At 69.0% G+C, this 18,315-nt stretch carries 19 protein-coding genes; 13 read left to right on the top strand and 6 right to left on the bottom strand.

Features of this window, described 5'->3' with window-relative positions; all coding sequences use genetic code 11:
* Nucleotides 1-187: 187 nt before the first annotated feature.
* Nucleotides 188-1,108 carry a dihydrodipicolinate synthase family protein gene (locus tag CFB82_RS27075; protein ID WP_006484863.1) on the bottom strand — a complete coding sequence of 307 codons (921 nt, stop codon included), beginning with the start codon at nucleotides 1,106-1,108 and terminating at the stop codon, nucleotides 188-190.
* A gap of 251 nt (nucleotides 1,109-1,359) precedes the next feature.
* Between CFB82_RS27075 and CFB82_RS27070 the strand changes: the two genes are divergently transcribed.
* The 4 genes from CFB82_RS27070 (at nucleotide 1,360) to CFB82_RS27055 (ending at nucleotide 5,042) form a co-directional block, all read left to right on the top strand.
* Nucleotides 1,360-2,292: a 4-hydroxyproline epimerase gene (locus tag CFB82_RS27070; protein ID WP_089486292.1), complete on the top strand. Its 933-nt coding sequence runs from the start codon at nucleotides 1,360-1,362 to the stop codon at nucleotides 2,290-2,292.
* Entirely contained in the window at nucleotides 2,289-3,416 is a 1,128-nt protein-coding gene (locus CFB82_RS27065; RefSeq protein WP_089486011.1) for an NAD(P)/FAD-dependent oxidoreductase, read from the top strand. Before CFB82_RS27070 ends, CFB82_RS27065 begins: the two co-directional genes overlap by 4 nt.
* A 127-nt stretch (nucleotides 3,417-3,543) precedes the next feature.
* Nucleotides 3,544-3,777, top strand: coding sequence for a 2Fe-2S iron-sulfur cluster-binding protein (locus CFB82_RS27060; RefSeq protein WP_069251340.1), 234 nt, complete (start codon nucleotides 3,544-3,546; stop codon nucleotides 3,775-3,777).
* On the top strand, nucleotides 3,774-5,042 hold the full coding sequence (locus CFB82_RS27055; protein WP_089486010.1) for an NAD(P)/FAD-dependent oxidoreductase: 1,269 nt from the start codon (nucleotides 3,774-3,776) through the stop codon (nucleotides 5,040-5,042). Before CFB82_RS27060 ends, CFB82_RS27055 begins: the two co-directional genes overlap by 4 nt.
* 155 nt (nucleotides 5,043-5,197) lie before the next feature.
* Here the strand turns inward: CFB82_RS27055 and CFB82_RS27050 are convergent, their stop codons facing one another.
* Nucleotides 5,198-6,142 carry a LysR family transcriptional regulator gene (locus CFB82_RS27050; protein WP_089486009.1) on the bottom strand — a complete coding sequence of 315 codons (945 nt, stop codon included), beginning with the start codon at nucleotides 6,140-6,142 and terminating at the stop codon, nucleotides 5,198-5,200.
* Nucleotides 6,143-6,306: 164 nt separating this feature from the next.
* On the opposite strand from CFB82_RS27050, the gene gtdA reads away from it, so the two are divergent.
* The 8 genes from gtdA to CFB82_RS27010 all read left to right on the top strand — a co-directional run bounded on the left by gtdA (nucleotide 6,307) and on the right by CFB82_RS27010 (nucleotide 12,769).
* Entirely contained in the window at nucleotides 6,307-7,350 is a 1,044-nt protein-coding gene (gene gtdA / locus CFB82_RS27045) for a gentisate 1,2-dioxygenase (protein WP_089486008.1), read from the top strand.
* Nucleotides 7,351-7,439: 89 nt separating this feature from the next.
* The gene (locus tag CFB82_RS27040; RefSeq protein WP_089486007.1) at nucleotides 7,440-8,138 is read left to right on the top strand and encodes a fumarylacetoacetate hydrolase family protein; all 699 of its coding nucleotides are present in this window, start codon (nucleotides 7,440-7,442) and stop codon (nucleotides 8,136-8,138) included.
* Nucleotides 8,139-8,163: 25 nt separating this feature from the next.
* Nucleotides 8,164-8,805, top strand: coding sequence for a maleylacetoacetate isomerase (maiA, locus tag CFB82_RS27035; protein ID WP_089486006.1), 642 nt, complete (start codon nucleotides 8,164-8,166; stop codon nucleotides 8,803-8,805).
* 19 nt (nucleotides 8,806-8,824) lie between these two features.
* Nucleotides 8,825-10,033: a 3-hydroxybenzoate 6-monooxygenase gene (locus tag CFB82_RS27030; protein ID WP_089486005.1), complete on the top strand. Its 1,209-nt coding sequence runs from the start codon at nucleotides 8,825-8,827 to the stop codon at nucleotides 10,031-10,033.
* Between the two features lie 80 nt (nucleotides 10,034-10,113).
* Nucleotides 10,114-11,475: an MFS transporter gene (locus CFB82_RS27025; protein ID WP_089486004.1), complete on the top strand. Its 1,362-nt coding sequence runs from the start codon at nucleotides 10,114-10,116 to the stop codon at nucleotides 11,473-11,475.
* 95 nt (nucleotides 11,476-11,570) lie between these two features.
* Nucleotides 11,571-11,921 (top strand): ArsR/SmtB family transcription factor, encoded by a 351-nt coding sequence (locus CFB82_RS27020; protein WP_089486003.1) that lies wholly within the window; start codon nucleotides 11,571-11,573, stop codon nucleotides 11,919-11,921.
* Entirely contained in the window at nucleotides 11,911-12,345 is a 435-nt protein-coding gene (locus tag CFB82_RS27015; protein WP_089486002.1) for a YeeE/YedE family protein, read from the top strand. Before CFB82_RS27020 ends, CFB82_RS27015 begins: the two co-directional genes overlap by 11 nt.
* A 1-nt stretch (nucleotide 12,346) precedes the next feature.
* Nucleotides 12,347-12,769, top strand: a complete 423-nt coding sequence (locus tag CFB82_RS27010) for a DUF6691 family protein (RefSeq protein ID WP_089486001.1) — start codon at nucleotides 12,347-12,349, stop codon at nucleotides 12,767-12,769.
* Between the two features lie 154 nt (nucleotides 12,770-12,923).
* Here the strand turns inward: CFB82_RS27010 and CFB82_RS27005 are convergent, their stop codons facing one another.
* The gene (locus CFB82_RS27005; protein WP_089486000.1) at nucleotides 12,924-13,274 is read right to left on the bottom strand and encodes a hypothetical protein; all 351 of its coding nucleotides are present in this window, start codon (nucleotides 13,272-13,274) and stop codon (nucleotides 12,924-12,926) included.
* Nucleotides 13,275-13,477: 203 nt separating this feature from the next.
* Between CFB82_RS27005 and CFB82_RS27000 the strand changes: the two genes are divergently transcribed.
* Nucleotides 13,478-14,962, top strand: a complete 1,485-nt coding sequence (locus CFB82_RS27000; RefSeq protein ID WP_089486291.1) for an aminotransferase-like domain-containing protein — start codon at nucleotides 13,478-13,480, stop codon at nucleotides 14,960-14,962.
* 81 nt (nucleotides 14,963-15,043) lie between these two features.
* Here the strand turns inward: CFB82_RS27000 and CFB82_RS26995 are convergent, their stop codons facing one another.
* The 3 genes from CFB82_RS26995 to CFB82_RS26985 form a co-directional block, all read right to left on the bottom strand.
* The gene (locus CFB82_RS26995; RefSeq protein ID WP_089485999.1) at nucleotides 15,044-15,319 is read right to left on the bottom strand and encodes a hypothetical protein; all 276 of its coding nucleotides are present in this window, start codon (nucleotides 15,317-15,319) and stop codon (nucleotides 15,044-15,046) included.
* A gap of 95 nt (nucleotides 15,320-15,414) precedes the next feature.
* Entirely contained in the window at nucleotides 15,415-16,812 is a 1,398-nt protein-coding gene (locus CFB82_RS26990) for a cytochrome-c peroxidase (protein ID WP_174943822.1), read from the bottom strand.
* Nucleotides 16,809-18,272 (bottom strand): metallophosphoesterase family protein, encoded by a 1,464-nt coding sequence (locus CFB82_RS26985; RefSeq protein WP_089485998.1) that lies wholly within the window; start codon nucleotides 18,270-18,272, stop codon nucleotides 16,809-16,811. Before CFB82_RS26985 ends, CFB82_RS26990 begins: the two co-directional genes overlap by 4 nt.
* Nucleotides 18,273-18,315: the final 43 nt, after the last annotated feature.

The following is an 18,315-nucleotide window of genomic DNA, read 5'->3' as shown; positions in this document are numbered from 1 at the left end:
CCGCGCTCCGACGGAGCAGCGGCGCAAGCCTGCCGGCCGGCGTCGCCCGGTTCGAACGACCGGGGCGGGCTGCGGGACGTTCACGCGCGGCGCGGGCGGGCGCCGGTATGAACGGGCCCGCAGGCCATGCCGGACCGGAGACGGCGGCGCGCGGGGGAAAGCCCGCAAGCCGCCGCAGGGGAGTCGATCAGAGACCGACGTCGGGCAGCGCCGGGCGCGTTTCGAGCGCCTTCGCGACGATGGCCTTCACTTCCGCGAGCGTGTCGCCCTGCAGCGCGAGGCGCGGCGGGCGCGTGATCGCGCTGCCGCGGCCGACCAGCTCTTCGCACAGCTTGATGCACTGCACGAGGTCGGGGCGTGCGTCGAGGTGCAGCAGCGGCATGAACCAGCGATACAGCGCGAGTGCTTCGTCGAAGCGCTTCTGCTTCGCGAGGCGGAACAGCGTCTCGCCTTCCTTCGGGAACGCGTTCGACATGCCCGACACCCAGCCTTCGGCGCCGACGGCAATGCTCTCGACCACGACGTCGTCGAGGCCCGCGAACAGCACGAAGCGATCGCCGACCGCGTTGCGCAGGTCGATGAAGCGGCGCGTATCGCCCGACGAATCCTTGAAGCAGACGATGTTCTCGCAATCCTGCAGCGCGATCAGCACGTCGGGCGTCACGTCGTTCTTGTAGATCGGCGGGTTGTTGTAGACCATCACCGGCAGGTCGGTGCTGGTTGCGACCGCGCGGAAGTGCGCGGCGGTTTCGTGCGGCTTCGCCGAGTAGACCAGCGCGGGCATCACCATCACGCCGTCGACGCCGACGCGCTGGGCCTCACGCACCGTGTTGCGCGCGAATTCGGTCGTGAATTCGGCGATGCCGGCGATCACCGGAATCTTGCCGCCGGCCGCGTCGCGTGCGGCCTCGATCACCTGGAGCTTCTCGCTCGTCGACAGCGACGTGTTTTCGCCGACCGTGCCGCAGACCACGAGGCCCGATACGCCGTCGTTCACCAGGTTCTTCACCACGCGGTGCGTGGCATCGATGTCGAGGGAAAAGTCCGGCTTGAACTGGGTGCTGACGGCCGGGAAAACCCCGGTCCACTGAATGGCGTTTCGGCTCACTTCAATCTCCTACGTGTTTGTATCGGTCGGCCGACGAGGTGTCGGTGTGCAACCAGTATCGCCGCGCAAATGCCCATCACGCTTGAGTCGTATCGCGGAGCAAAATGACGAAATCGGCACAGCGGCCGGACGGCGCGGGAAGGGCGCTTCGCACTATGCCGATTTCGTCGTCGTCCTCATCGAAAAGCCACAAGCGGGCGGACGCGCGACGGAGGAAGCTGTGCTCCTTTCCCCACTTCGGACGGCTCATGATGAAGCGCATCCAGATCATCGATTCGCACACGGGCGGCGAACCCACTCGACTCGTCGTGTCCGGTTTCCCCGCGCTCGGCAGCGGCACCATGGCCGAGCGTCGCGACGTGCTCGCGCGCGAGCACGACCGCTACCGCACCGCATGCATTCTCGAACCGCGCGGCAGCGACGTGCTGGTCGGTGCGCTGCTGTGCGAACCCGTGTCGCCCGAGGCGGCGGCCGGCGTGATCTTCTTCAACAATAGCGGCTATCTCGGGATGTGCGGGCACGGCACGATCGGCGTCGTGCGCACGCTGCACCATATGGGGCGCATCGCGCCCGGCGTGCACCGGATCGAAACGCCCGTCGGCACCGTCGAGGCGACGCTGCACGACGACCTGTCGGTCAGCGTGCGCAACGTGCCCGCGTATCGCCATGCGAAGGGCGTCGCGCTCGACGTGCCGGGTTACGGCCCCGTGAAGGGCGACATCGCGTGGGGCGGCAACTGGTTCTTCCTGATCAGCGACCATGGGCAGCGCGTGGCCGGCGACAACGTCGCGCCGCTCACCGCGTATGCGTCGGCCGTGCGCGAAGGGCTCGAACGCGCGGGCATCACCGGCGCGAACGGCGGCGAGATCGACCATATCGAGCTGTTCGCCGACGATCCCGAACACGACAGCCGCAGCTTCGTGCTGTGCCCGGGCCTCGCGTACGACCGCTCACCGTGCGGCACCGGCACGAGCGCGAAGCTCGCGTGCCTCGCGGCCGACGGCAAGCTCGCGCCGGGCGCCGTATGGCGGCAGGCGAGCGTGATTGGCAGCGTGTTCCAGGCGAGCTATGAAGCGGCTGACGGCGGCATCGTGCCGACGATTCGCGGCAGCGCACACCTGAGCGCGGAAGCGACGCTGCTGATCGAGGAAGACGACCCATTCGGCTGGGGTATTGCGCCGTGAGTGACACGAAGGCGGATGTCGTCGTGATCGGCGCCGGCATCGTCGGCGCGGCGTGCGCGCACGAACTCGCGCAGCGCGGGCTGCGCGTGCTCGTCGTCGACGACGCGAGCGGCGGGGCAACCGGCGCGGGCATGGGGCACCTCGTCGCGATGGACGACAACGCGGCCGAACTCGCGCTCAGCCATTACTCGATCGAACTGTGGCGCGCGCTGAGCGGCGAGATGCCCGAGGGATGCGCGTACCGCAACTGCGGCACGTTGTGGCTCGCCGCCGATGCGCACGAAATGGATCTGGCGCGCGCGAAGCAGGCGACGCTGGCCGCGCATGGCGTGGCGGGCGAACTGATCGACGCGGCGACGCTCGCGCGACTGGAGCCGATGCTGCGTGCGGGCCTCGGCGGTGCGCTGAAGATTCCCGGCGACGCGATCCTCTATGCGCCCGTCACCGCGAACTGGCTGCTGCAGCGCGCGCCGCGCATCACGTTGCGGCGCGACCGGGCCGTCGCGGTCGATGGTCCGCGCGTGACGCTCGCGAGCGGCGACACGCTGCGCGCGGAACGGGTGGTCGTCGCGAACGGCGTGGCCGCGCGCACGCTGCTGCCCGAGCTGCCGCTGCGCCCGAAAAAGGGCCATCTGCTGATTACCGACCGCTATCCGGGCCAGGTGTCGCACCAGCTCGTCGAGCTGGGGTACGCCGCGAGCGCGCATGCAAGCGACGGCACGTCGGTCGCGTTCAACGTGCAGCCGCGGCCGACCGGCCAGTTGCTGATCGGTTCGTCGCGCCAGTTCGACACCGAGGACGCGCAAGTCGAGCCGCCCGTGCTCGCGCGCATGCTGCGCCGCGCGGTGGGTTATTTGCCGGACCTGGCCGACCTGAACGGCATCCGCGCATGGACGGGGTTCCGTTCCGCGAGCCCCGACGGGCTGCCGCTGCTCGGCGAGCATCCGGCGCGGCCGGGCGTGTGGCTCGCGGTCGGGCACGAAGGGCTCGGCGTGACGACCGCGCCGGGCAGCGCGCGGCTCGTTGCTGCGCTGATGTCCGGCGAACGGCCGCCCATCGATATCGAACCGTATTTGCCGGGACGCTTTCTGAGCGCGTCCCTCGTCGCCGGAGCGCTGACATGAAACGACCCCCACGCTCATTTCGCTTGCGGTCGACCGGAGCTGGCGCTTCAGCGTTGACTCCAGTCCCCTGCACGGCGCCCCCCGCGGGGGCGGTCAGCCTCCTTGGGGCGGCCCGGCGGAGGCTGACATGATCATTCATCTGGACGGCCGCCCGTTGACGGTGGCCGACGGCGCGACCGTCGCGGCCGCCGTCGCGGCGAGCGGCGACGACACGACGCGCGTGTCGTGCACGGGTGCGGCGCGTGCGCCGTTTTGCGGGATGGGCATCTGCCAGGAGTGCAGGATGACGATCGATGGCCGACGCCGGCTGGCTTGCCAGACGCTGTGCCGCGACGGAATGCAGGTGGAGCGCACGCGATGAAACAGGAACGACTGAGCGTCGACGTCGCGATCGTCGGCGCGGGGCCGGCCGGGCTGTCGGCCGCACGGGCCGCCGCGCGCAGCGGTGCGACGGTTGCGATCGTCGACGACAACCCGCGCGCGGGCGGGCAGATCTGGCGGCAAGGCGCAACGGTTGCGCCGACGCCGGCCGCTGCCGAGCGGCTCGCCGTGTTGCGGCAGCCGAACGTCACGCATCTCGCGGCGACGCGCATCGTCGCCGAAACGCAGCCGGGCACGCTGCTGCTCGAAGACGACGAACGCGGGGTGCTGCTCGATTTCCGCACGCTGATTCTCTGTTGCGGCGCACGCGAGCTGCTGTTGCCGTTTCCTGGCTGGACGTTGCCGGGTGTCACCGGCGCGGGCGGTTTGCAGGCGTTGATCAAGTACGGCCTCGACGTGCGCGGGCAGCGCACGGTGATCGCGGGCAGCGGGCCGCTGCTGCTGGCGAGCGCGGCGACGGCCCGTCAGGCCGGCGCGCGCGTGTCGCACGTGCTCGAACAGGCCGCATGGGGTGACGTGGCCGGTTTCGGGGCAGGGCTGTGGCGCTGGCCGTCGAAGCTCGCGCAGGCCGCGAAACTCGTCACCGCCGCCTATCGGCCCGATGCGCATGTCGTTGAGGCGTTCGGCGACAAGCGGCTCGAACGCGTGCGGATTCGTCAGGGCGATCGCGAGTTCGAGGTCGATTGCGACCGGCTCGCGTGCGGCTTCGGCCTCGTGCCGAATACGGTGCTGCCGAGTCATCTCGGCTGCCGGATCGACAACGGCGCGGTGGCGGTCGATGTGCACCAGCGTACGAGCCGCGATGGTGTTTTTGCGGCGGGCGAGTGTACGGGCGTCGGCGGCAGCGAGCTGGCGATGGTCGAAGGCGAAATCGCCGGTTTGGCGGCGACCGGGCAGACGGCGCCGTTGGCTGCGCTGGTTACGCAGCGGGCGCACTGGCAGGTGTTTGCCGATGCCGTGCGCGAGCGCTTTGCGATCCGCGAGCCAATCCGCCGGCTCGCGCGGCCCGACACGTTGCTGTGCCGTTGCGAGGACGTGCGTTTCGATGCCGTCGCGCAAGCGCCGGGCTGGACGGCCGCGAAACTGCAATCGCGTTGCGGGATGGGTGCGTGCCAGGGCCGTGTGTGTGGTGCGGCCGCGCAGGCGCTGTTCGGCTGGACACCGCCGGTGCCGCGCACGCCGCTCGTGCCCGCGCGGGTCGGCACGCTGATGCTGGACGGTACGGCATCCTGCGACGGCGCGTGAGGCTTCGCGGCACCACGGCACCACGGCACCACGGCACCACGGCACCACGGCACCACGGCACCACGGCACCACGGCACCACGGCACCACGGCACCACGGCACCACGGCACCACGGCACCACGGCACCACGGCCCGGTTGACACCGGGCCGCGCCATTCATTCCACCTTTACTTTCTCCCATCCGCCGACCTGCGGGGCCGCACAGGCCCGCAGGCACTCGATCGTCGCGGCCACGGCCGCGCGATTCGCGCTGTCGGGGTGCCAGTACATCGACACCGCGCCCTGGCCCTCGAGCTGCATCGGGAGGATCCGGATCGCGTTCAATTGCGCGAAGCGTTGCGCTGCACGATGCGACGCCACGCCGAGCAGGTCGGTGTTGTTCAGCAGCGTAAGGTTGAGGATCGACGAATTCGATTCGACGCAGTGCGGAGGCCGCACGCGGCCGGCGGCCGACAGCGCGGCCTCCAGCGCGTTGTGCACGGGCGTGCCTGACGGCCATACGATCCACGAGTAGGCGAGCACGTTGTCCCAGCCGACCGACGTCGCACCGGCGAGCGCATGGCCGGGCCGCGCGACGAACACGACCGGATCGACATACAGCGCTTCGGCATGCAGCAGCGGATCGACGGATGTCGACCCCGAGCGGCCCACGACGATATCCAGTTCGCTGCGTGCGAGCTGCGGCATCAACTGGTTCATCGTGCTCTCGGTGAGCCGCACCTGTGCGCGCGGCATCCGTTTCAGCAGTTGCGACACCGCGAGCGGCACGGTGTCGGCCGCCGCCACGCCCGACGTGCCGATCGTCACGAGGCCGCTGCCGCCTTCCCGCAGCGCGGCCATGTCGTCGCGCGCGACGTCGAGCTGCGCTTCGACCCGGCGCGCATGCTCGATCAGCGCTTCGCCGTACGGCGTCGGCCGCAGGCCGCGCGCATGCCGCTCGAACAGCGGCAGCCCGATGTCCTCTTCCAGTTCCTTCAGCCATTTCGACAGCGCGGGCTGCGTGGTCGCGAGCGCGACCGCCGACTGGCTCAGATTGCCGGTGCCGGCAAGGCTCAACAGTACCTGCAGATGCCGCAGTCGCAGCCGGTGGGTCCAGTCCATCGCATGCCTCGTCGCGCGTAGGTATATCCATAAACATATGGATCAGATGATTTTACCATTTTACCGGGTATGCCTGGGTCGAATATAAATCCGCTAACGGACTGCAGCACGGTTCCCGCCCCGACATAGCGCCGACGCCGATCGGCCGACTCCAAGGAGACATCATGACGACCCACCCGGACGCGTCGCGCGCCGCCTACTACGCACGGATCGCCGAGCAACGTCTGGCGCCGCTGTGGGAATCGCTGCACAACCTCGTGCCGACATCCCCGCAGCCGGCCGCGCAGGCCGCGATCTGGAAGTACGCGCAGGTGCGCGACCTCGTGATGCAGGCCGGCAGCGTGATCAGCGCGGAAGAGGCCGTGCGTCGTGTGCTGGTGCTGGAGAACCCCGGGCTGCCCGGCAAGTCGAGCATGACGCCGACCCTGTACGCGGGCCTGCAACTGATCATGCCGGGCGAGATCGCGCCGAGCCACCGGCATACGCAGTCGGCGCTGCGCTTCATCGTCGAAGGGCGCGGCGCGTGGACGGCGGTGAACGGCGAGCGCACGACGATGCAGCCGGGCGACTTCATCATCACGCCGTCGTGGGCATGGCATGACCACGGCAATCCGTCGGAGGAAGCGGGCGGCGAGCCGGTCGTGTGGCTCGACGGGCTCGACATCCCGCTGCTCGCCAACCTCGACGCGGGTTTCGCGGAGAACTACCCGGAAGCCGTGCAGCCGGTGAATCGCCCGGAAGGCAACAGCTTTGCGCGCTTCGGTCACAACATGGTGCCGGTGCGGCATCGCGCGAGCGATCCGACGTCGCCGGTATTCAGCTACCCGTATGCCCGCACCCGCGAAGCGCTCGACGCGCTGTACCGGAACGGCGAGCTTGATGCGTGGGACGGCGTGAAGCTGCGCTACGTGAATCCCGCGACGGGCGGCTGGCCGATGCCGACGATCGCCACCTTCATGCAGTTCCTGCCGGCCGGTTTCGACGGCCGCACGTACCGCAGCACCGACGCGACGATCTACTGCGTCGTCGAAGGCCGCGGCACCGCGCACATCGGCGGCAACGCCTTCGAATTCGAGCCGCACGACATTTTCGTCGTGCCGTCGTGGGTGCCCGTGCGGCTGTCGGCGTCGTCCGACAGCGTGCTGTTCAGCTATTCCGACCGGCCCGTGCTGTCCGCGCTGAACCTGCTGCGCGAGGCGCGCGACTGACGCCGGCCGGTTTCAACGTTTCGTTTCCTTTTTCCGTGCGCCGTCGCTGCGGCGTGCCCCCTTCATTCGTATTGACGCCGGAGCCATTCATGACTTTCGTTTTCCCGCCCGAAGCGCCCGTGGCGCTCCCCGTCGCCGGCAGCGACGCGCAGTTCGCGGTACGCCGTGTGTATTGCGTCGGTCGCAACTACGCGGCCCATGCACGTGAAATGGGCTTCGATCCCGATCGCGAGCCGCCGTTCTTCTTCTGCAAGCCGGCCGACTCGATCGTGCCGGTCGCGTACGGCGACACGCTCGATCTCGCGTATCCGTCGCAGACGCAGAACTATCACTACGAAGCCGAACTCGTCGCGGTGATCGGCAAGGGCGGTTCGGACATCCCGCTCGAGCGCGCGCTCGAACATGTGTGGGGCTACGCGGTCGGCCTCGACATGACGCGCCGCGACCTGCAGATGAAGATGCGCGAGATGGGCCGGCCGTGGGAGATCGGCAAGGCATTCGACCGCTCGGCGCCGATCGGGCCCGTGCATCCGGCGAGCGATGTCGGCCACTTCGAACAGGGCGGCCTGTGGCTGACCGTCAACGGCGCGACGAAGCAGAAGAGCGACGTGTCGCACCTGATCTGGTCGGTCGCGGAAACGGTGGCTGACCTGTCGAAGTTTTTCCGCCTCGAACCGGGCGACGTGATCTTCACGGGCACGCCCGAAGGTGTCGGCGCGGTGGTTGCGGGCGACGTGATGAAGGTCGGCGTCGAACGGCTCGGCGAACTGACCGTGCGCGTGGTCTGACGCATCTTCCCCGAAAGGCGACATCGTGCAACTGCATAGCTTCTTCAACAGTTCGACGTCCTACCGGGTGCGCATCGCGCTCGCGCTGAAAGGGCTGCCGTACGACACGCTGCCGGTGAACATCCGCACCGGCGAGCATCGCGAGGCGTCGTACGTCGCGAACGTGAACCCGTCGGCCGCGGTGCCGGCGCTGGTCGATGGGGATTTCCGTCTCGGGCAGTCGCTCGCGATCCTCGACTACCTCGACCAGATCCAGCCGACGCCTCGACTGATTCCGCTCGAACCGCACCTTCGTGCCCGCGTGCTGGAACTCGCGACGCTGATCGCATGCGACATCCATCCGGTCAACAACCTGCGCGTGCTGCGCTATCTCGACGGCGAACTGAAGGTCACGCCGCAGCAGAAGACCGCGTGGTACCGGCACTGGATCGCGGAAGGGATGGCCGGCGTCGAGCGGCTGCTCGCGCGCGCGGACGAGGGCCCGTGGTGCTTCGGCGACAGGCCGACGCTCGCCGACGTGTGCCTCGTGCCGCAGGTCGCGAACGCGTTGCGGATGGATTGCGACCTGAGCGCGTATCCGCGCAGCCTCGCGGTTTTTGAGCACGCGCGGCGTGAGCCGGCTTTCGAGGCCGCACAGCCACAGCGGCAACCGGATTACGTCGCGTAACACGAAGCAGGAGACACACATGGGCGAGACAAAAGACAAAGGCCGGCGCGTGCTGGTGATCGGCGGCGGCATCGGCGGGCTCGCGACGGCGCTCGCGCTCGCGCGCCAGGGCATCCGCGTGAAGCTGCTCGAACAGGCAGATCGGATCGGCGAGATCGGCGCGGGGATCCAGCTCGCGGCGAATGCATTCAACGCGCTCGACGCGCTGGGCGTCGGCGAGGCTGCGCGCAGCCGGGCGGTGTTTACCGACTGGCTGCAACTGATGGATGCGGTCGATGCGCGCGAGGTGGCGCGCATCGATACGGGCGCCGCATACCGTGAGCGCTTCGGCAATCCGTATGCGGTGATTCATCGCGCGGACATTCACCTGTCGATCTACGAGGCGGTCAAGGATCATCCGCAGATCGAATTCCGGACGAGCACGCAGGTGTGCGGCTTCGAGCAGGACGGAAAAGGCGTGACCGTGACCGACCAGCATGGCGAACGTTATCGTGCCGATGCGGTGATCGGCTGCGACGGCGTGAAATCCGCGATCCGTCATGCGCTGATCGGCGACGCGCATCGCGTGACGGGCCACGTCGTGTATCGCGCGGTGGTCGACGTCGACAACATGCCGCAGGACCTGCAGATCAATGCGCCGGTCGTGTGGGCCGGCCCGCATTGCCATCTCGTCCACTATCCGCTGCGCGGCGGGCGGCAGTACAACCTCGTCGTCACGTTCCACAGCCGCGAACAGGAAACCTGGGGCGTGCGCGAGGGCAGCAAGGAGGAAGTGCTGTCGTACTTCGACGGCGTCCACCCGCTGCCGAAGCAGATGCTCGACCGGCCGACGTCGTGGAAGCGCTGGGCGACCGCGGATCGCGATCCGGTCGAACGCTGGAGCGAAGGCCGTGCAACGGTGCTCGGCGACGCCGCGCATCCGATGACGCAATACATCGCGCAGGGCGCGTGCCAGGCGCTCGAGGATGCGGTGACGCTCGGCGCGGCCGTGGCCCGGACCGATGGCGACTTCGAGGCCGCGTTCGCGCTGTATGAACGTGTGCGGATTCCGCGTACCGCGCGCGTGCTGTATTCGGCGCGCGAGATGGGGCGGATCTATCACGCGAAGGGCGTCGAGCGGCAAGTGCGCAACGGGCTCTGGGTCGGCCGCACGCAGGCGCAGTTCTACGATGCGCTCGACTGGCTGCACGGCTGGCGCGCGGAGGATTGCCTGAAGTCCGTCGCGTAACGCGGCGAGGTTGGCCCGATTCCGGCGGCGCGCATTTCAACGACACGACGCGCGACCGCCTTCCTGGAGGAGACACCATCATGGCCGATACGCTGTCCATCGACGTCAGCGAATGGATCGACCGGCATCGCGTGGCGCCGTTTCAGGCCGCGATCGTCGTCCTGTGCTTTCTGATCGTCGCGATCGACGGGTTCGATACCGCGTCGATCGGGTTCATCGCCCCCGTCATCCGTGCGGAATGGGGCCTGTCGCCCGCGCAGCTCGCACCGGTGTTCGGCGCGGGGCTCGCCGGGCTGATGGCCGGCGCGCTCGTGTTCGGGCCGTTCGGCGACCGGTTCGGCCGCAAGCGGCTGCTGCTCGCCTGCGTGGCGTGCTTCGGCATCGCGAGCGCCGCATCGGCGAGCGCGGGCGGCCTGACCGAGCTGATCGCGTGGCGCTTCGTGACCGGGCTCGGGCTCGGCGGCGCGATGCCCAATGCGATCACGCTGACGTCCGAATACTGCCCGGCGCGGCGCCGTTCGCTGCTGGTGACGACGATGTTCTGCGGCTTCACGATCGGCTCCGCGCTCGGTGGGCTCGCGGCTGCGTCGTTGATCGAACACCACGGCTGGCGTGCGGTGCTCGTCGTCGGCGGCGCCGCGCCGTTGCTGCTGCTGCCGGTGCTCGCGTGGCGGCTGCCGGAGTCGGTGCGCTATCTCGTCAATACAGGCGCGGCGCGCGAACGGATCGCGGCGATGCTCGGTCGTATCGCGCCGGATCCGCATCTTGCGAACGCGTCGTTCATCGCGCCCGCCGGCAAGCCGGCCGGGTCGCCGCTCGGCCGCCTGTTCAGCGCCGACCTGCTGCGCGGCACGCTGCTGCTGTGGCTGACGTTCTTCATGAGCCTGCTCGTGATCTACCTGTTGTCGAGCTGGCTGCCGACGCTGCTGCGCACGACCGGCGCGACGCTGCAGACGGCCGCGCGCGTGACCGCGATGTTCCAGATCGGCGGCACGCTCGGCGCGATCGTCCTCGGCGGGCTGATGGACCGTTTCGATCCGCATCGCGTACTGGCCTGCAGCTATGCGGCGGCCGGCGTATTCGTCGCCGCGATCGGCGTGTTTGCCGCATCGCCGTGGGGCGCCGCGCTCGCCGTGTTCGCGGCCGGCTTCTGCGTGTCGGGTTCGCAGGTCGGCGCGAATGCGCTGTCGGCCGCGTTCTATCCGACCGAGTGCCGCACCACCGGCGTGAGCTGGGCGAACGGGATCGGCCGTGGCGGCTCGGTCGTCGGATCGATGGCGGGCGGCGCGATGCTGGCGATGGGCGTGCCGTTGTCGACTGCGTTTGCGGTCGTCGCGGCGCCGTGCGTGATCGCGGGGATCGCGGTGCTGGCGCTCGGCGTGGTGCGTGCCGATGCGGCGCGCATGCCGGCCGCGAAGGCGATGGCGGGCGAGCAGGCCTGAGCGAAGGAGGGGGCAAGGCCGCCTGTCGGCAAGCGGCGGGAGTATCATTATATGAATTGATATAATATTGATTCTTTAATTGTCCTCCCGCGCCAATGAACGACGATCTTTCCGCCGGGTTGCTGGAACCCGACCCGATGCGCGCGGCCGCCGAATCGGCCTGCGCGCTGCTCAAGGTGATGTCGAATCCCGACCGGCTGCTGCTGCTCTGCGAACTGTCGCAAGGCGAGCGGTGCGTCAGCGATCTCGAGACAGCGCTGGATATCCGCCAGCCGACCCTGTCGCAGCAGCTCGGCGTGTTGCGGGACAACGCGCTGGTCCGCACGCGCCGCGACGGCAAGAACATTCACTATTCGCTCGACAGCCCGGCCGCGGTCGCGGTGATGGGCGTGTTGTACGAACAGTTCTGCGGCCCGGCCGCGAAGGGGCGGCGCGATGCAGCTTGATGCGCTTCATTTCACGCCGTGGTTGTCGCTGGCCGGCGGCGTGCTGATCGGGCTCGCGGCCGCGTGGCTCGTCGCGTTCAACGGCCGGATTGCCGGTATCAGCGGCATCGTCGGTGGTCTGTTCACGGCGCGCGCCGGTGAGCGCGACTGGCGCGCCGCGTTCGTCGTCGGACTCATCGCCGCACCGGTCGTGATGCACGTCGCCGGAAACAGCCTGACGCCGCAGGTCGACGCAGGGTGGTTCGACTTGATGGCGGCCGGGCTGCTGGTTGGCGTCGGCACGCGGTATGCGGGCGGCTGCACGAGCGGCCACGGCGTGTGCGGGATGTCGCGCGGTGCGTTGCGCTCGGTGGTCGCGACGGTGGTCTTCATGGTCGCGGGCTTCGTGACCGTCTTCGTGCGACGACACGTGCTGGGAGGCTGACATGCAGGCAGGATTCGCGTTTCTGGCGGGGCTGCTGTTCGGCGTCGGCCTCATCGTGTCGGGCATGGCCAATCCGCAGAAGGTGCTGGGTTTTCTCGACCTGGCGGGCCGCTGGGATCCGTCGCTCGCGTTCGTGATGGCCGGCGCGACGGGCGTGGCCGTGTTCGCGTTCGCATGGGCGAAGCGCAGGGCGCGGACGTGGCTCGGCTTGCCGATGCAGTTGCCGGCCGCGCGGGCGATCACCGTGCGGCTGGTTGCCGGAAGTGCCGTGTTCGGTATCGGCTGGGGGATCGCCGGGTTCTGCCCGGGACCCGCGATCGTGTCGATCGGCTTCGGGTCGGCGAAGGGGATCGTGTTCGTCGTCGCGATGCTGGCCGGGATGGCGGTGTTCGAATGGGTCGAGCGGCGCAGGAGCGTGCGGTGATGTCGTGACCGTCGCGTAGCAGGTAGGGCGCGACGGTTGAACCGGTCAAAGTCGGTTGATTCGTATGAGCGCGGTCGAACGGGATCGCGCCAGACTTTTTCTGAATGATGCGGGGGCAGCCTGACGCGCCACTGTGACGCGACATCTCGCCATTTCAGGAATGCTCGCGCACGTGATGGCCACCGCGTATCCGTCCGGACAGCCGGCGCAGGATCGCGCGCCATGCCGCGAGCAAGCCGGATTGTTCGTTCGGTTCCACGACCGTCGTACTGACCGCGCCCGTGCCGCCGGCCGACAGCGCCACGTGGCCGGCCGTCTCGAGCGTCAGGCATTCGCCTTCGTCGAGCAGGCGGCGAATGTGCTGCGGCGCGTCGGGCAGCCAGTCGAGCCCGCCGTGGCGCAGCGTGACCGCCAGCGCGCCGTCCAGCACGATCACCTGGCTGCCCTTGTCGAACCACGCAAAGTGGCTTTGTCCGGCGTCGAGCCGAATGTGATGCGTCTGCATGGCGATTCCCTTTCCCGGTTGCGCGGCCTCGCGACGGCGAGGCGACAGCGTGCAATCAGGTTAGGGAAACCGGCACCGGCACGACAGATTCAGGGGCCGGGAATCTGTTGCGGTGCAGGCGACGATTTTGCGTCGCTGTATCGGTGGGTTTCCCCGGAATCTGTATCTGGCGTGCGATCGGCCGCGCGGGCACGATCGGCTGCATGACGCCTTTCACCGATTCATCCCGCCCGCCGTTGCCAATGGACGGCGAGCCGCTTTACGAACGGCTCGCCGAGCACTACCGCCGCATCATCGCGGCCGGCACGCTGTCGCCCGGCGACCGGATGCCGTCGGTGCGCGCGTTCATGGCACAGCACGGCGTGAGCCTGTCGACCGCGATCCAGGCGTTCCGGCGGCTCGAGGATACCGGCTGGTGCGAGGCGAAGCCGCGCTCCGGCTACTTCGTGCGGCGCCGCGCGTCGGCCGCGCTCGAAACGCTGCCGGAAAGCGACGGGCCGCCGCTGAGCGTCGAGCCGCCGTTCGCGGGGCTGCACGAACGCGTGTCGCGCGTGATCGACCGTGCGAACACGGCGCCCGATGCGCTGAACCTTGGCGGCGCGTCCGCGCTGGCCACGCTGTATCCGGCCGAGCGCCTGCAGGCGCTCGCAATCCGGCTGTTGCGGCGCAAGCCCACCTTGCTGACCGATGCGGGGCCCGTCGGCGGTTCGCCCGAATTCCGGCAGACGATGGCCAAGCGCGCGCTGTCGTACGGCGTGGCGGTGACGCCGGATGACGTGATGTCGACGAGCGGCGGCGTCGATGCCGTGAGTCTCGCGTTGCGCGCGGTGGCGCGCCCCGGCGACACGATCGCGATCGAATCGCCGGCCTTCTTCGGCTTGATCCAGTTGCTCGAAAGTCTCGGCCTGCGCGCGCTCGAAATTCCGGCCAGCCCGACGACCGGCCTGTCGATCGAGGCGCTCGAAGTGGCGCTGACCGCGTACCCGGACATTCGGGCCGTGGTCGTCGTGCCGAACCTGCAGAACCCGCTCGGCTGCGTGATGCCCGACGAGCGCAAGGCGGCGCTTGTCTCGCTCTGCTCGCGCCATGGCGTGGCCGTGATCGAGGACGAGCCTTATCGCGAGCTCGTCGAGGCGCCGCAGCCGGTCAAGCCGGTGAAAGCATGGGACCGCGACGGCACGGTGATCTACTGCCCGTCGTTCAACAAGGTGCTGGCCCCCGGGATGCGGCTGGGCTGGATAAGCGCGGGGCGCTGGCACGCACGCGTGAAGATGCTGAAGTTCGCGCACAGCCGGCACAACGCCGCGTTGCTGCAGGCCGTTGCTGCCGAATTCGTCGGCACGGGCGCGTTCGATCGCCATCTGCACCGGTTTCGCGAACAGTTGCGCGTGCAGCGCGACGTGACGATCGATGCGATTGCGCGGCATTTCCCGGCCGGAACGCGGATGAACCAGCCGCCGGGCGGGATGCTGCTGTGGATCGCGCTGCCGGACGGCGTGCGCTCCGAGGTGCTGTTCGACGCCGCGCTGGCGCAGGGGGTCAGGATCGCGCCCGGCTCGATCTTCTCGAATTCCGACCGCTTCGACGGCTATATCCGGCTCGCTTGCACGCGCGTGTTCGATGCGGCGCACGAAGCGGCGTTCGAAACGCTCGGCCGCCTCGTACGGGAAGCCATGGCGGCCACGTAAGCGCGGTGGCGACCGGCCGGGCTTGCGAATTCGCAAGGCGCCCGGCTTTCCGGGCCACCGACGTGGCCAGCCGCCGCCATTTCATCGGCTGGCCGAGTGCGTGGCGAGGTGCTGGCGGATCAACGACAGGTAACGATCGCCGACCGAGAAATCGCGTGCGGCGCGCGGCCGTTCGGCCTGGCGCAGCGTGGCCGGTGCGCTCATGCCCAGATACCGGCATACGGCGGACGGGAATGGCTTGCGCGTATGCCCGAGCTGGCGAGCCGCGCGCTCGACGCGGGTATCACCGACCTGAGCGCGGAGCCACGCCAGCACTTGGCGATCAGCTTCGTTGACGATACGGACCAGATGTTCCATCGCGCACCTCACTGTTCATAAATACAGCACTGTAAATATAACCAGTGTTTGCGGTGACCGCAAGCGGGTGCGTCCAGGCTGGCCGTTCGGCCAGGTCAGCGAGCCGGCACGGCGGTTCGCGTGATCCGGTCAGCAGGGGCAGCGGGTGCAACAGGGGCAGCTACCTTCGTATAGCGCGCGTCGGTCAGCGTGCCGAGGAACGCGACGATGTCGTCGATTTCCGCGTCGCTCAGCGCGGGCGGCGTGCCGGGCCGGCGGTTCATCGGCGTCGAGTTGACGTTGATGTTGCCGCGGTAGGCGGCCGGCACGTCGTCGAACGTTCTGGCCCCGTGATACCAGAAGCCCGGGTCGGTCGAGCGCGTGTTATAGAACGCGACCGCGTCGCGCAGCGTCGAGAACACGCCGTTGTGCATGAACGTCTGTTTGATCGCGACGTTGCGCAGCCCCGGCGTGCGCAGGTAGCCGCACCATTGCGTCGGCTCGGGCCAGCGCAGCCGCCGTGCGGTGTCGCACAGCCCGTTGTCGAAATGGCGCGGATCGCGGTTCGCCGGCAGCGCGCGGTTGCGCGGCACCGCGATCGCGTCGTAGCCGAAATCGGTGAAGAGCGAACGCTCCGGGCGGCTCGACGTCTCCGACAGCGTATGGCAGCTCATGCAGTTGCCCTTGTCGGGATTCCGGAACAGCGCGAGGCCCCGCATCTCGGCCGGCGCGAGCGGTTTGCGCGTGCGCAGGAACACATCGAAGCGCGACGTGAACGGCGCCATCTCGTCGCTCTGCAGATAGGCCTCGACGGCCAGGCCCAGCGCACGCACCAGTTGCTCGGGATCGCGCCGCACCGGCGCGCCGAAACGCGCGGCCAGATCGGGCGCGAGTTCGGTCGCGTCGACCTTGCGCAGCAGTGCGGCCCGCGACCGGTTGTTCATCTCGTTCGGATCGAACAGCGGCCCGCGGATCTGCTCGGCGAGCGTATCGGCGCGGCCGTCGCTGAACAGGCCGCCGAACGGCGACGGCGCAGGCGCGTCGTCATCCTGGTAGAAGTGGCGGCGCGGCACGTAACGCACATAGAGCAGCGACGGTGCGTTGCGCTGGCTGAAACGCCCGGGCCGGCTGCCTTCCGGCACACCGGGCCCCGCGAGCGAGGCGGCCGACAGCGTCGGCGCGAACGCGCGGCCCGGATCGTGGCAGCCCGCGCACGACATGCCGCGCGGCTCGGACAGCCGCGGATCGAAGAAGATCCGGCGGCCGAGCGCGACGAGCGTCGGGTCGGGCGCGAAGCGCGCGGTTGCCGCATCGATCTTGCCCGTCACCTGCGGCGTGCCGTTGCCGATCGTGTCGACGACTCGCGAAGGCGGCGCGCCGGGGAGCAGGACCGTTTCGGCCGGTGCGGCGTGGGCCGCGAGCGCCAGGCCCGCGAATACGGCCGTCGTGGCCAGCGTACGCAGCGTTTGCAGGCCGCCCGCATGGCGGTCGTCACATCGAACCACTTCACTCACGGCGCAATGAATCCCGTCTTGTCGCAGGCGAGCGTCGTGCCCGACTGGTTGCACGACGCGAGCAGCTTGCCGGCTGCCGAGTATGCGTGGAACACCCAGCCGGTCGCCGGGGCGGCGCGACGTTCCATGATCAGGAAACCGAAGCTGTTGTTGTGCGACAGCCGTTCGATCACGGCGCCCGGTGCGGGCGTCAGGCCGGCCGGGAACGGGTCGGGCAGCGCGACGTCGAGATTGTCGCCGCCGTTGCCGGACACGATCGTCGCCGGATGCCCGGACGAGAAGTTGATCGCCTGGAAGTCGTGCACGTGCCCATGCAGCGCGACGTGCACGCCGGGCGGGTAGTACGCCTGCGCGTTGAGGCTCGACATCACCGACTGCAGCGCGAGGTTGCCCGGCGCGGGCGTGCTGCCGGCGATCGGCGCGAACGCGAGGATCGGATGGTGGTTCGTGAAGATCGTCGTCGTCATGCCGGCCTTCGACGCGAGCGCGGCGACCGTCTGGAACTGCTTCTGGTAGATGCCGAATTGCGCGTCGGTCGTCTTGAGCGGCGTGCGGCCGACCTTCGCGGTGTCGAACACGATCACCTGCGAGCCGCCGCCGAGCGATACCGCATAGGGTTCCGAATAGTTCGCGTTGTTGTCGTTGGCCGGATCGTCGCACGAGCGCGCGGCCGAATACGGGCGCGGATCGAGGAAGCGGAACCAGCCCTGGCCCGCCCGCGCGCATTCCTCGTGATTGCCGCGCACGACGACCCACGGCGCCTTCGCGAGCAGCGGGGCGGCCGGACGGAACAGGTCGGCCTGCCACGTATCCCAGCCATAGCCCCACGGGCTGTCCTTGCAGCCGGCGATGTCCGGCGGGCACGCGTTCTCGCGATAGTGGTAGTCGCCGATATGCATCACGAGGTCGGGCGACAGCTTCGCGACGCTGGCCGCGATCGTGTCGAACGGCCACACCGTCGCGTCGTTGCACGCCTGCCAAGCGTTGTCGGCTTTCTTCATGCGGCAGCCGGTGTCGGCGATGATCGCGATGCGTTGCGGCTGCGCCTTCGGTAGCGGCAGCGTGCGGCCCGCGACGCTTGCCGCCTGCGCGCCGGCCGGCAGCGTCATCTCGCAGACGGACACCGGGAAGCTCGACGGCTTCGAATCGGACGGATCGCTGGCGGTCGGCCGCTGGGCGAGGGTTGCGGCGCCCGCGCGTACGGACATGCGAGACAGCTTGCCGTCGACGGTCAGTTGCGGGCACAGCGGATCGCCGGCCGACGCGGGCGTGTAGTTCGTGATGACGCGCGCGATCGCCTGGTTCGCCTCGCCGATCTCGACCCATGCGGCCTGGACGTTGACCGACGCACTCGCCGGATCGGCCGGCGAATCGATGTGGTTCGAGCACGCGGAGAGCGCGGCGAGGGCAGCAAGGGGAGCGCAGCGCACGAGCAGCGCGCGCGTGAGGAGTCGTCGCATGGGAGGCACCGTAGGAAAGTCGTCAACGATACGCAGCGCGAAT

This window comes from Burkholderia sp. HI2714, from assembly GCF_002223085.1.
Classification (GTDB): Bacteria; Pseudomonadota; Gammaproteobacteria; order Burkholderiales; family Burkholderiaceae; genus Burkholderia; species Burkholderia lata_D.
Note: the sequence above shows the minus strand (reverse complement) of the source record. Positions and strands in the feature narration are given on the sequence as shown.

Coding starts and splice junctions, on each gene's coding strand:
- CFB82_RS27050 (WP_089486009.1), bottom strand. CDS start 6,142: ATGGACTGGACCCACCGGCTGCGACTGCGGCATCTGCAGGTACTGTTG.
- CFB82_RS27015 (WP_089486002.1), top strand. CDS start 11,911: ATGCAGCTTGATGCGCTTCATTTCACGCCGTGGTTGTCGCTGGCCGGC.
- CFB82_RS27040 (WP_089486007.1), top strand. CDS start 7,440: ATGACTTTCGTTTTCCCGCCCGAAGCGCCCGTGGCGCTCCCCGTCGCC.
- gtdA (WP_089486008.1), top strand. CDS start 6,307: ATGACGACCCACCCGGACGCGTCGCGCGCCGCCTACTACGCACGGATC.
- CFB82_RS27005 (WP_089486000.1), bottom strand. CDS start 13,274: ATGCAGACGCATCACATTCGGCTCGACGCCGGACAAAGCCACTTTGCG.
- CFB82_RS27020 (WP_089486003.1), top strand. CDS start 11,571: ATGAACGACGATCTTTCCGCCGGGTTGCTGGAACCCGACCCGATGCGC.
- CFB82_RS26995 (WP_089485999.1), bottom strand. CDS start 15,319: ATGGAACATCTGGTCCGTATCGTCAACGAAGCTGATCGCCAAGTGCTG.
- CFB82_RS27010 (WP_089486001.1), top strand. CDS start 12,347: ATGCAGGCAGGATTCGCGTTTCTGGCGGGGCTGCTGTTCGGCGTCGGC.
- CFB82_RS27060 (WP_069251340.1), top strand. CDS start 3,544: ATGATCATTCATCTGGACGGCCGCCCGTTGACGGTGGCCGACGGCGCG.
- CFB82_RS27055 (WP_089486010.1), top strand. CDS start 3,774: ATGAAACAGGAACGACTGAGCGTCGACGTCGCGATCGTCGGCGCGGGG.
- CFB82_RS27030 (WP_089486005.1), top strand. CDS start 8,825: ATGGGCGAGACAAAAGACAAAGGCCGGCGCGTGCTGGTGATCGGCGGC.
- CFB82_RS27025 (WP_089486004.1), top strand. CDS start 10,114: ATGGCCGATACGCTGTCCATCGACGTCAGCGAATGGATCGACCGGCAT.
- CFB82_RS27070 (WP_089486292.1), top strand. CDS start 1,360: ATGAAGCGCATCCAGATCATCGATTCGCACACGGGCGGCGAACCCACT.
- CFB82_RS26985 (WP_089485998.1), bottom strand. CDS start 18,272: ATGCGACGACTCCTCACGCGCGCGCTGCTCGTGCGCTGCGCTCCCCTT.
- CFB82_RS27000 (WP_089486291.1), top strand. CDS start 13,478: ATGACGCCTTTCACCGATTCATCCCGCCCGCCGTTGCCAATGGACGGC.